Origin of the sequence: Microbispora sp. NPDC088329 (assembly GCF_040685655.1) — a bacterium.
In the GTDB taxonomy this organism is placed as follows: Bacteria; Actinomycetota; Actinomycetes; order Streptosporangiales; family Streptosporangiaceae; genus Microbispora.
Genome location: NZ_JBFBIP010000033.1, coordinates 43,403 through 53,475, shown reverse-complemented (window position 1 = coordinate 53,475; position 10,073 = coordinate 43,403). Strand labels below are relative to the sequence as shown.

At 70.5% G+C, this 10,073-nt stretch carries 11 protein-coding genes and 1 pseudogene; 5 read left to right on the top strand and 7 right to left on the bottom strand.

What is annotated here, in order from left to right:
• From AB0O28_RS37305 to AB0O28_RS37290, 4 genes and pseudogenes are all read right to left on the bottom strand, one after another.
• Positions 1–626, bottom strand: a 626-nt coding sequence (locus AB0O28_RS37305; RefSeq protein ID WP_363647311.1) for an arabinofuranosidase catalytic domain-containing protein, incomplete at its 3' end; no start/stop codon positions are given.
• 520 nt (positions 627–1,146) lie between these two features.
• The gene (locus AB0O28_RS37300; protein ID WP_363647310.1) at positions 1,147–1,677 is read right to left on the bottom strand and encodes a hypothetical protein; all 531 of its coding nucleotides are present in this window, start codon (positions 1,675–1,677) and stop codon (positions 1,147–1,149) included.
• 64 nt (positions 1,678–1,741) lie between these two features.
• A pseudogene (locus tag AB0O28_RS37295) lies at positions 1,742–2,195 on the bottom strand (response regulator transcription factor).
• 6 nt (positions 2,196–2,201) lie between these two features.
• On the bottom strand, positions 2,202–2,768 hold the full coding sequence (locus AB0O28_RS37290; protein ID WP_363647309.1) for a hypothetical protein: 567 nt from the start codon (positions 2,766–2,768) through the stop codon (positions 2,202–2,204).
• A gap of 300 nt (positions 2,769–3,068) precedes the next feature.
• On the opposite strand from AB0O28_RS37290, the gene AB0O28_RS37285 reads away from it, so the two are divergent.
• Positions 3,069–3,818 (top strand): hypothetical protein, encoded by a 750-nt coding sequence (locus AB0O28_RS37285; protein ID WP_363647308.1) that lies wholly within the window; start codon positions 3,069–3,071, stop codon positions 3,816–3,818.
• A 341-nt stretch (positions 3,819–4,159) separates the two neighbouring features.
• On the top strand, positions 4,160–5,167 hold the full coding sequence (locus AB0O28_RS37280) for a glycoside hydrolase family 11 protein (RefSeq protein WP_363647307.1): 1,008 nt from the start codon (positions 4,160–4,162) through the stop codon (positions 5,165–5,167).
• Between the two features lie 92 nt (positions 5,168–5,259).
• Here the strand turns inward: AB0O28_RS37280 and AB0O28_RS37275 are convergent, their stop codons facing one another.
• Entirely contained in the window at positions 5,260–6,135 is an 876-nt protein-coding gene (locus AB0O28_RS37275; RefSeq protein ID WP_363647306.1) for a hypothetical protein, read from the bottom strand.
• Between AB0O28_RS37275 and AB0O28_RS37270 the strand changes: the two genes are divergently transcribed.
• A complete protein-coding gene (locus tag AB0O28_RS37270) occupies positions 6,116–7,243 on the top strand; it encodes a hypothetical protein (protein ID WP_363647305.1) in 1,128 nt (375 codons plus the stop codon). The genes AB0O28_RS37275 and AB0O28_RS37270 overlap by 20 nt on opposite strands.
• Here AB0O28_RS37270 and AB0O28_RS37265 read toward each other — a convergent pair.
• The gene (locus AB0O28_RS37265; RefSeq protein WP_363647304.1) at positions 7,222–7,554 is read right to left on the bottom strand and encodes a hypothetical protein; all 333 of its coding nucleotides are present in this window, start codon (positions 7,552–7,554) and stop codon (positions 7,222–7,224) included. The two genes, AB0O28_RS37270 and AB0O28_RS37265, sit on opposite strands and share 22 nt — an antisense overlap.
• A gap of 188 nt (positions 7,555–7,742) precedes the next feature.
• Here AB0O28_RS37265 and AB0O28_RS37260 point away from each other — a divergent pair, with 188 nt between their 5' ends.
• Entirely contained in the window at positions 7,743–7,943 is a 201-nt protein-coding gene (locus AB0O28_RS37260; RefSeq protein WP_363647303.1) for a hypothetical protein, read from the top strand.
• Between the two features lie 30 nt (positions 7,944–7,973).
• Here AB0O28_RS37260 and AB0O28_RS37255 read toward each other — a convergent pair whose 3' ends face one another.
• Positions 7,974–9,311: a carotenoid oxygenase family protein gene (locus AB0O28_RS37255; RefSeq protein ID WP_363647302.1), complete on the bottom strand. Its 1,338-nt coding sequence runs from the start codon at positions 9,309–9,311 to the stop codon at positions 7,974–7,976.
• 77 nt (positions 9,312–9,388) lie between these two features.
• On the opposite strand from AB0O28_RS37255, the gene AB0O28_RS37250 reads away from it, so the two are divergent.
• Positions 9,389–9,940 carry a PadR family transcriptional regulator gene (locus AB0O28_RS37250; RefSeq protein WP_363647301.1) on the top strand — a complete coding sequence of 184 codons (552 nt, stop codon included), beginning with the start codon at positions 9,389–9,391 and terminating at the stop codon, positions 9,938–9,940.
• Positions 9,941–10,073 lie beyond the last annotated feature (133 nt).

Sequence of the window (10,073 nt, the reverse complement as noted above, 5' to 3'; positions counted from 1 at the left end):
TCGCGGCTGTTGGTCTCGGCGTTGCCGTAGTCGAAGCAGCAGCCGCCGTTGTAGTGCGTGCCGTCGAAGATGGCGTACATGCCCTCGGGCTGGTCACCCTTGGCCACGCCGTTGGTGTTGTTGTTGCGATAGCCCGTGCCGGGGGCCACGTAGACGCCGTAGGCCTTCTGCCCGCCGACCGTGATCGGCGCCGCGGTCGCGATCGCGAGGTTGTCGTAGCCGCCCGCGGCCGGGCCGTTGAACCCGCCGGGAGGCGCCTGGGTCAGCCGGTTGTTGCGGCCGGACTGGTCGTAGATGATCGTGATGAGACAGGTGGTGTTCGCGCAGAACGAGTCCTGCGCGGCGGCGTTGGCGACCCCGCCCGCGCTCAGCACGCCGATGTCGCGGGTGGCGTTGTCCGAGGAGCGGCGCACCTGGTAGAGCGCGCCGTTGTAGTTGCCGTACAGGGCGCGGGTCGTGCTGTGCGCCGCCACACACGGCGTGCCGCCCGCCGCGTAGATGTCACACGGGCCCTGCGACGCGGCCTGCGACGGTGCGGACAGACCGGTCAGCAGGCCGGCGGCGAGCGTGATCGCCGCGCCCGCGGACAGTGCCGCCTTCTTCGCGCGTCGTAATCCTGGGATCATGGCTGGCTTCACACCTTCCCGAGAGCGCCCGGCTTTCCGGTGGCCCACGCGGAACGTCGCGTCCTGCCCGTCCGTGATCTCCGGCCCGGAGGAGAGGAGATCGCTGCGCGGCACGTGGCCGGCGGGCCGGACCCGTCGCGACGATGTCCGACGCGAGGGCCGGCAGCACCGGAAGGGCGCCGCCAGTGCGCGGCGTACGGGGGAACGGACGTTCACGGGGTGCCTCCCGCGTGGCATTGTTAGCGTTAACAATCCGCGGTGCAGAAGGGGCCGGGAGATCTCACAGTTGGGGATGGGGGTAGGTGCGCTTAGTGTTGGCCTCGCTTCCGGGTCCGTCAAGACCGGCGCCTCGAAGCGGGCGAGCCGGGCCGCACGACGGTGAAACTTTCAGAGCGGGCCGCGTCCGTATCCGTGAGGGCGTGGCGCGGGTGCCCGGCTGTGGCGCCCGCCCCGGCCCCACCCGCCCGCCACCCGCCCGCCCCGGCCTCGGGGGCGCCGTTCTCGGCCGGCATTCCTGCCTTCACGCGTCCCGGCTGTGCGTGGCCAGGCCGGCGAGCCAGCGGCGGGCCTCGCCTGCGCTGCCCAGCCGGACGACGGTGAGATGCGGATGCCGCCCGACGCGCTCCACCGTGGTCGTCCGCTTCCGCTCGTGCTGGGACCACGCCCAGCGGATGGGGTGCCCGGGGTCGATCCAGTCCCGCACGCGCTCCCGGTTCCCGTTCCACAATTCCTTGCGCGACAGCGCGTAGGCGAGCGAGCGGCGCACGACCCGGTGCATCACGGTGCGGCGCGGCAGGTCGAGCCAGATGACGGTGTCGGCGCGTTCCCACAGCAGGTCGTGCAGGAACTGGTGGTACTGATCCTCGGTCACCCAACGGGGCTGTGACGAGAAACGCTCCACGTCGGATTCGAACCCCGGCCGCTTCGTCCAGCCGGGTCCGTGGTGCAACGCGTCGAGTTCGTGGCGCGGGAGCCCGAGCCGCGATTCCAGCGCCCTGGCCATCGTCGTCTTGCCCGCCCCGGAGATCCCTGCGATCAGCACTCTCTGCACGGGGACATTTCACCAGCGATCACTCCGGCGGTCAGCCCGCTCGTGAAAGATCGCGGCCTTCGCGTCAGACGAGGTGGGCCTCGTAGGCGGCGATGACCAGGTGAACGCGGGTACGCGCGCCGAGTTTGGTCAGCAGGCTGCTGACGTGCGTTTTCACCGTGCTGAGGCTGACATGCAGGCTCCGGGCGATCTCCGCGTTGGACAGCCCCCGCGCCACCAGGACGAGGACCCCACGCTCGCGTTCGGTGATGCCCAGGCCATCCGTGCGCGACGGCGGGCTCACGAACCGCTGGATCAACCGCCGTGTGGCGGTCGGCGCAGATGCGACGTGTGGCCTCGATGCCGTCCATCTGCGGCATGCGCACGTCCATCAGCACCAGATCGGGACGATCCCGGGCAGCCGACGCCACCGCCTGCCCGCCCGTCGCGGCCTCGCCGGCCACGTGGAACCCCGGCGCGGAGTCGATCAACCGGCGGAAGCTCGCCCTGATGAGCGCCTGGTCGTCGGCCACCAGCACCCCGGATCACAGCGGCAGCCTCGCCATGACGCGGAAGCCGCGCACGGGACGGGCGCCCGCCTCGAACTCGCCGCCGAAGACGCGCACGCGCTCGCGCAACCCTGTCAGGCCGTGCCCGTACGGCCGCGCCTGGCCTCGCGTGCCGTCGTCGGTGATCTCCACCGTCACTCCGGTCTTCAGCCACCTCCAGGCCCGCCGCCCTGGTCCGCTCGACGAGCGCGCCGAGATCGGCCAGCCCGGGGGCGGGGGCGAGCCCGGCGTCGCCGTCCTCACGCAGCACCCCGAGCAGTCGCCTGGTCTCGTGCAGGAGAGCCTGCGCTGCCGTACGGCCGTGCCGGCGGCCCAGGCGGCTACCAGGATCGCCAGCACCAGCCCGAGCTGGTCGCGCACCACGGCCGTCAGCGGCAGCTCGACCACACCCTGCACGGCGACCGCGGCCGCCACGAGCAGCGGGACGACGGCCCTGCTCCGCGTGGCCAGCGCGTACAGCGCGAGAGGCAGACAGAGCGGGTCGGCGTGCGGGACGAGGAACTCGCGCATGCCGAGCCCGCCCAGCAGGACGACCGCGAACACCGCGCGGCCACAACCGCCTGACCGCCAGGGGCAGGCTGGTCGCGAGGGCCGCCGCATAGTCCGTCACGCCGGGCTCCGACAGGTTCCTCGACGAGGCGAGCCCGATGAACGAGGCCGCGAGGACCACGGCGATCGCGGCGTCAATCGTCACCCAGACCCAGACCGGCACCCGGCTCAGCAGGGGAAGACGGATCTGTTCGCGCACGACATGAAGCGCGCCGACGCCGGGATCACCGAGCTGGTACGCCCCGGCACGTCGCTGGAGGACGCGTTCCTGGACCTCATCGGGAGGCGTGCGCGATGAGTGCGGTCGCCGCCGAGTGGATCAAGCTGCGGACCCTGCGTTCGACCTGGTGGGCGCTGGGCGTCGGGGTGCTGGTGTCGCTCACGCTCACCGTGCTGGGCGCCTCCACCGTCATCGCGCGCTGGGATCCGGCCCGTACGAGTGATCAGGCCGCCATGGGGATCGTCGTGGCGGTGTACGTGGGAGTGATCCTGGCCCAGCTTCCGCTCGGCATGCTGGGCACGATGACGATCAGCGCGAAGTACGCGTCGAAGATGATCGACACGACCCTCCTCGCCACACCGTCCAGGGCCCGCGTGCTGATGGCCAAGGCGACCGTCCTGAGTGGGGCCGCGGTCGCCGCTTCGCTGCTCATCACGGTTCCCGGTTATCTCTACGGGCGGTTCGTCGCGGCGGAGTTCCACCCGTCGCCGCTGCCCGCCGGAGCCTGGACGGTGATCACCGGCGGCACGCTCATGATCGTGGTGAGCACGCTGCTCGGGCTGGCGCTCGGCACGATCCTGCGCAACGGGGCCGCGGCGACCGCGGCGCTGGTGGCGATCCTTGTCGTGCTGCCGTTCGTCGCGCGCATGCTGCCCTGTGGCGAGCACATCAACCGTGTCCTTCCCGCGTACCCGGCGCTCCAGCTGATCGAGCAGGTCCCGGACATCATGCCGTCCTGGCCGGCGTTCGCCGTACTCACCGGGTGGGCGGTGATCCCGCTGCTGATCGCGATCGCCGGCGGGCGAGCCCGGCACCGGTCCTGACAGCCGGCCGCCTGCCCGCTCACGGCCTCGGGAACGGGGAGTGTCTGAAAGTTTCAAGGCCTTAAGTTCGAACTCCGAATGCGTCACCACGTGGGGTATCGGCCCCATTGGGGGGTTCCGACCAGCGGTGACGAGCATGTCGTCCAGCATACGGTTTCCGGGGCATTACGGGAATCGTTGACAACGAGACAAGTGCGGTCCGATACTTTCGCCGATGTTCCGATAACTTTCGGCTGCGTGCGGCGGTGTCGTGTGGTGTCGTATCCCGCCCGCTGACGGCTCCCGGCGAGCCGTCGCACGCCGCCCGCCCCCGACGGCCTTCACAAGGAGGAAGCGCGCACATGATCGACGCCCCCGCTTACTGGAGAGGCCGTAGACGCGGCCGCGCCAGGCTACTCATCGCCCGCGCCTGCGCAGTGGCGCTGGCCGCGGCCGTGGCGCTGCTGCCCGGCGTCGCCCACGCGGCCGTGACCACGAACCAGACGGGCACCAACAACGGCTACTTCTTCTCGTTCTGGACCGACAGCCAGGGCACCGTCTCCATGGACCTGGGGTCCGGCGGCAACTACAGCACCTCGTGGCGCAACACCGGCAACTTCGTGGCCGGTAAGGGCTGGAGCAACGGCGGGCGCAGGTCCGTCTCCTACTCGGGCAGCTTCAACCCGTCCGGCAACGCCTACCTGTCCCTCTACGGGTGGACGAGGAATCCGCTCGTCGAGTACTACATCGTCGACAACTGGGGCTCCTGGCGGCCCACGGGCACGTACAAGGGCACCGTCACCACCGACGGCGGCACCTACGACATCTACGAGACCACCCGCTACAACGCCCCCTCGATCGACGGCAACAAGACGTTCAACCAGTACTGGAGCGTCCGGCAGCAGAAGCGGACCGGCGGCACCATCACCACCGGCAACCACTTCGACGCCTGGGCCCGTTACGGCATGAACCTGGGCAGCCACGACTACATGATCCTGGCGACCGAGGGTTACCAGAGCAGCGGTAACTCCAACATCACCATCGGCGGCTCCACGTCCGGAGGCGGTGGCGGCGGCGGTGGCGGTGGTGGTGGCGGCGGCGGTGGCGGCTGCACCGCGACGCTGTCCGCCGGCCAGTCGTGGAGCGACCGCTACAACCTCAACGTCTCGGTCAGCGGCTCGAACAACTGGACCGTGACGATGAACGTGCCGTCCCCGGCGAAGATCCTCTCCACCTGGAACACCAGTGCCACCTGGCCCAGCTCCCAGGTGATGGTCGCCAAGCCGAACGGCAGCGGCAACAACTTCGGGGTGACCATCCAGCACAACGGCAACTACAACTGGCCGACGGTCTCCTGCAGCGCGGGCTGATCCGCACACCCGCGGCACCGCACCCGCGGCACCGCACCCCTGGCGCGGCGGTCCATGACCGCCGCGCCACGGGTTGTGTCACGCGCCGCCCGTCAGCCCGGGATCGTGGCCGGCGGCCAGGTGAGGCGGCGCAGGGCCGCCTCCGCGTACGCCAGACGCGTGTCCGGGATGTTCAGGCGGACGATCGCCGTGCGGTAGTCGTCGAGGAGCTCCGGCAGCACCTGTCCGGCGCGCTCGTCATCGGGCGCGTTCTCCAGCAGGTCGGCAATCGTCTCCTCCGCCGCGTCCGCGACGACCCGCCAGCGCTCCGTCTGCGCGGCGCGGCGCGCGAGCAGGACCAGGGTCAGCACGAGAGCGCGCCGCCACGTGCCCGGGGTCTCCCGGTCCAGCCGCCGGTAGCAGGCGGCGGCCCGCTCCGCGGCGTCGTACGCCTCGTCGCCCGAGGACGTCACGGCCATCAGGCGCAGGGCCTGCCCGAGGTCAGGCGGGACGTCCGTGCCGTCGCCCGCGTCGACCAGGACGGCCAGGTCGGCGAGCCCGATCGCCTCCCGGGCGAGGGGCAGTGACCCGGCCGTGTCACCGGCCCGGCCACGGGTCGTCGCCGCCGCGGTCAGGGCCCGGCGCAGGTCCGCCCGTACGGCGCCGTGACCCTCGCCCAGAAGCGCTCGACAGAGGTCCACGGCCCGTTCGTACGCTTCGAGCGCGCCGGCCAGGTCGCCGAGGCCGGCCAGCAGCTCCCCGAGGGCCTTCGATGCGCGGGCCAGGAGGTCGCGGTAGCCGGGATCCTCCGCCGCGAGGTTCTCGTACACACCGGTCGCCCGGCGCATGTGCGCGACGACGTGCTCCCGCTCGCCCAGGCGGGCCAGCGCGTTCCCGGCGTCCTCGTACGCCTGCGCGAGGAAGTAGCGGAACCCGGGATGCCCTGCCGCGACGAGGTTCTCCAGCAGGGTGGCCGCCCGCAGGCTCACGGGCGCCGCCTCGGCGAACCGCCTCGCAGGCGAGCAGGTAACCGGCGAGGTCGCGCAGCAGCACGCCCAGCTCGGGAAGGTGAACGCTGTGGTCGTCGTCCGCGATCGGTTCGAGCAGGGCGGCGCCCCGGCGGGCCGGCCGTACGGCCTCGTCGGGACGGCCGAGCCGGGCGCGGCACCAGGCGAGCCGGTCCAGGCAGAAGGCGTGCAGCCCCGGCACCTCGGGCATCGCGGTGAGGAGGAAGTCCGCGCGCTCGGCCGCCTCCGCGGCCTCTCGCAGATGGGAGGTCCAGGCCAGGCTGCTGCCGAGGTGGCCCATGGCGAGTGCGACGGACTCGCGGTCGCCGGACTTCTCCGCCGCGGTCACCGCCCGCTCCGCCCAGCGCAGCGCGGCCTCGTGCCGGCCGCACATGAAGTCCACCTGGGCGAGGCGGCCGAGGAGCCGCGCGTACGACGCGGCCCAGCCGGAGTCCGCGGCGGCGAGCAGCTTGAACAGGCGCGCGGCCACCGTCAGGACGGACGCCGCCTCGCTGAGCAGGCCCTCGCCGAAGAGGATCTCCGCCAGCCGGTACAGCTCCGGCGCGAACCCTTCACGGAAGTCCTCGCTGCCTGGTACGGCCGCGAGATAGGCCTCCTTCGCCTCCGTCAGCCGGCCGTGCTCCAGCAGCCGCCTGCCGTATGTCCACGAGGTCAGCGAGCGCACCATCCGCTGGTCGTCATCCACCCGGTCTGCTATCTCCACGGCCTCCGCCGCCGCCGCAAGTGCCTCGTCATCGCGGTCGAGCTTCGACAGGGGATCGGAGACGAAGTTCAGAGTCAACGCGAGCTGTGTCAGGTATCCGACGTGCTGATCGGCGATCCGACGCAGGCGGCCGACAGCCTGAAGGCAGTCCTCCACGGCCTCGTCCACTCGGTCGAGCCACAGCAACGCGCTCGCCCGGTCGCGCAGCAGCATCGCGATCTGGAACCTGCAGTCGGCGTTCGGCAAGGTCGGCAGGAGCGTCCGTGCGCAGGTCAGGCCCATGTCGCAGACCGTGGTGGGGAAACGGCCGGAGTATTAGGCCGGACGTTCCGCTATAGCTCCGGCTACAGCGGGATGCACCCGTAGATCGCACGGAAGATCTCCAGGTCGTTGCGACTGACGAGGCCGTCAGACTGCCCATTCCCGGCGGTCTCGAGCTGTCGCCATTCCGTTGTGTTGGCGAGGAAGTATTGGGCCGCTGCACGAGCGCTCGACGGAACAGGTACCGGAATGTTGCCGGCGGTGGCGATCTCGCGTAAATCGGCGGTGCTGACAAGTCCGTCCGGGCGGGTTCCGGTCGCGGTGTCGAACAGATCGAAGTTGTTGAGCATGGCCGTGGCGTTCGTTCTGTTCTCGGCGCATCCCGCTGCGCTTGCCGTGCCGGTGGTGGCAGCCATCGTTATGGCCACAGCCGCCGCCAAACCGCCCGCACACCATACCTTTCGGGCAATTTTCATTCGCACAGTGCGTCCTCCCCTCTTGGCATATGACTTGATATGTCATGTATCGACACTATCGATTGTAAGAACACAACCGTTGGTGCCAGGGTTCGCTCATACATAGTGATGTAGATCACACTTCTGGGATGTCGTCAGAGCTGCGGGCCGCATTTGGGGTGCCGTCCGGGGGATGGGTTGGGTCACCGGAGTGCTTTCCGGCGACGACCTGCTTCGCGCCTACCTGCAACGTCGTCGCCGGGTTCCACCACGACCACCTCTTCGTGCCGTACGAGCGCACCGGCGAGGCGGTCGCGGTGCTGGAGGACCTCGCGCGGCGGTCCGCCTGACGCCTCACCGCCGGGGCCCTGCGTGCGCGTTCAGACCGTGGGGCTGTCGGGGATCCAGGAGCCGTGGAAGCCGGCGGGGACTGCGCGCGGCAGGTCGACCGCCGCGACAGGGGGCGCGGCCAGGTCGGAGGCGTCCAGGACCAGCAGTCGCGAGGCGGTGCCGTCGTGCCGGGTGGTGATGGACAGGAGCCATCCGTCGTCTTCGCGGCGCGGGCCGCAGGTCGCGGGGACGAAGACGGCTTCCCCGACGTGGATTCCCGGCTCCAGCCGGTGGGCGGTGACGCCGCCGCCGTCCAGGTCGTATTTGACGACGGCGGAGTCGTCAGTGGTGTAGAGGTAGCGGGCGGCGCGGCCGACACGGTCGTCGTCCAAGGTCGGGAACTCCACCGGATGGTCGTCCAGAGGGTGTTCGGAGGCGCTGCCGGTGGCGGGGTCGAGGGTCCAGCGATGCAGGCGCGCCGTGCCGTCGGGTGAGGCGGCTGCGGCCGCGGCGGGACCGGTTGGGTCGGTGGCGCCGCCGGCCATGCGCCAGACGGCGGTGAAGTCCGCGCGGCTGTAGCGGACCGCGTCCAGCACCACGTGCCCGGCGGCGTCTTCGTGGGCGTTGCCGACATGGAAGACGTAGCAGGGGTCGATGTCGAACCAGTGCACCGGGGCGTCGGGTCTGTCGTGGCGCATCAGACCCAGGCGTGCGCCGTAGTGGTCGTCCCACTCGTAGGGCATGCTTTCGCCGACCAGGCGCGGCTGGAAGGTGACCGGCAGGTCGAGCCATACGACGTGGCGCTCGGTGATGGCGAAGTCGTGCATCATCGTGCCGCCGGGGACGACGATCTCGCGGCTGTGCACGAGGCGTCCCGACGCGTCCAGGCGGTGGTAGGTCAGGTAGGGCGGCCGCACGCCATAGCCGAAGAAATGCAGTTCGCCGGTCACCGGATCGTGTTTGGGGTGGGCGGTCATGGCGGTGGTCAGCCGTCCGTCGAAGTCCACGGCTCCGATCGTGTCCAGCCGCGGGCTGATCTGGTGGGGCAGCCCGTTCTCCACCAGGGCCAGGATGCGCCCGGCGTGCTCGATCACGTGGGTGTTGGCCGACACGGCCGTCAGGTCGCGGCCGCCGTCGGGCCGCACATGCGGTCGCCCCGCGAACTTGCCGGTGCGCACCCAGCGATTGCGATACCACTCGGCGCGGCCCTGGCGCAGCCGGATGCCGTGCAGCATGCCGTGGCCGCCGAACCAATGGGCGAGCCGTTCGCCGGGCAGCGGATTGGGGCCGTTGCGGAAGTAGCGGCCGGTCAGCTCCGGCGGTAACGCGCCCGTCACGGGCAGGTCGGCCGCCTCGATCTCGTCGGGAACGGGAGTCATGTGGGACATGTCAGCTCCTTGGTCGGTCCTCCAAGGCTTCCTATATCCAACTGGATATGTCAATCTGGATAGGTAAAGTCGGGCGCATGGCACTGCGATACGCGCTGCTCGGCTTGCTCACCGAACGGCCCGCGAGCGGCTACGACCTGGCCAAGGCGTTCGAGGGCGACCTGGGAACCTACGCCTGGAATGCCGGTTTCAACCGCATCTATCCCGAGCTGGCGCGACTGGTGGAGGAGGGCCTGATCGAACCCGCGGACCAGGGCGCCCGGGCTCGCCAGGCCTATGCGATCACCGAGGCGGGACGCCGCGAACTGCGCGCCTGGCTGCTGGAGCCCCGCAAGGGCCGTGCCGTCCGCAACGAGCCGGTGCTCAGGCTCTTCCTGCTGTCCGCGCTCGACCCTGACGACGCCCGGACGGTGCTCCGCGACATCGCCGCCGACAGCGAACGTCAGATGGCCGAGCTGAGCGCGGCGCTGGAGGGCGACCCGCCGGTGTCGGTGGACGGCCGCCTCCCCTTCGGCTGGCTCGCCGCCGGCTACGGGCTGCGCCAATACGAGGCATCCCGGGACTGGGCCCGATGGGCCCTGGGTGAACTCGACAAGGCCGCACGCCGGTCGGCGGCAAAGCCCTCGTAGTTCCCTAGCTTGGTGTGTATTCGGCACACAGGAGTTTTGGGGGATGGACAATGTTCGGTGGTGTGGCGTAGATTCCACCGGGTGATCGGAGGGGCGTTCCCTGGATCGTTCCGGGCTTCCCGCCGATGCGCGT